Annotated in this window: 1 protein-coding gene and 1 pseudogene; both read left to right on the top strand. The window is 38.8% G+C overall.

The features are described from left to right. Window positions 1–128: pseudogene (locus ACFIO3_RS13235) on the top strand (late control protein); the annotation flags it as partial. 141 nt (window positions 129–269) lie between these two features. Further along, on the top strand, window positions 270–1,088 hold the full coding sequence (locus ACFIO3_RS13230) for a DNA adenine methylase (RefSeq protein WP_375617353.1): 819 nt from the start codon (window positions 270–272) through the stop codon (window positions 1,086–1,088). Window positions 1,089–1,326 lie beyond the last annotated feature (238 nt).

The raw sequence follows: 1,326 nt of genomic DNA, 5'->3' as shown, positions 1-1,326 counted from the left end.
TTCGTGGGCAAATCAATGGACCATGGAAAGCCGCTACTGTCACACATCGTTATGAAAAACAAAGCGGATACACAACAGAAATCACCTTTGAGGCACCAAACAAGGGAAAAGAAAGCAACAAAGAATAGAAGCTGGGCTGGTTGCCCAGCCAACGGGAGAAGTTTAGCGACCAACCCGTCCGATGCAACTCAACTCAACATCGCAGCCACTTCTTCTCACTTAAAGCAATGAGAAGACGGCGAATATAGATGGAAGAGTGTTAAAAAATAATGGATATACTTCATAAGGAAAAATTAAAATCTGTTGAACCTATTTCACCAGCTGCTGCTTATATTGGAGGTAAAGTCAGGTTAGCCAAAACCATTGTCAAAATGATCGAGGATATTCCACATAGCATTTATGCGGAGCCTTTTGTTGGTATGGGGGGAATATTCTTTAGACGAAAATTGATTCCCTCTGTTGAAATCATCAATGATTTTTCAGGAGATGTGGTGAATTTTTTTCGGGTGTTACAACGCCATTATCACCCTTTTATGGATCTATTGGAGTTCCAGATCAGTAGCCGTGAGGTGTTTGAACGATTACGTACACAAGATCCAAATAGCCTCACGGATTTGGAACGGGCTTTGCGGTTTTTATATTTGCAGCGTTTAAGTTTTAGCGGGAAGGTAGCCGACCGTACGTTTGGAGCTAAAAAAGACCGTAGTGCACAGTTTAATCCTTTGAAACTTGAAGGCTTATTAAAGCTTATTTACCGTCGTTTAGCGAGTGTTACCATTGAACATTTAGACTGGTCTAATTTTATTATGCATTATGATCGACCAAACACCTTATTTTATCTTGATCCGCCTTATTGGGGTGTTGAGGATTATTATGGAAAGGATTTGTTTAAGCGAGAAGATTATCAGACGATGTCTGCACTTCTTTCGCAATTAAAAGGGAAGTTTCTTTTGTCTCTCAATGATGTGCCAGAAGTTCGAAAAAGTTTCAGTCAATTCCATATAAGAGATGTGAAAACAGTTTATTCGTGTAACTCTTTAAATAACACAATTGCTGGTAAGGAGCTCATCATTACCAATTGTGATTAGGAAAAGAGAAAACGATTCACGAAAGGGGCTTTAAATGATCTTTGAAAGGCCTTTGAAGACCCTTTGAGAACACCTTTAAAACTCTTTGAAAAAAAATGAATTGGTACAAAACCTAGTGGCAAAATATACAAAACCCGCTGGCAAGCTACAAGCAGAAAAATGCGTTAAAGGGAGCTTTAAATACCCTTTAGATAAGGTCTTTGAAGACCCTTTGAGAACACCTTTAAAACTCTTTGAA

Source organism: Bartonella sp. AD328YNZD (assembly GCF_042196425.1).
Note: the sequence above shows the minus strand (reverse complement) of the source record. Positions and strands in the feature narration are given on the sequence as shown.

Bases quoted from the DNA above. Each gene is read 5' to 3' on its own strand.
- ACFIO3_RS13230 (WP_375617353.1), top strand. From the start codon at position 270: ATGGATATACTTCATAAGGAAAAATTAAAATCTGTTGAACCTATTTCA.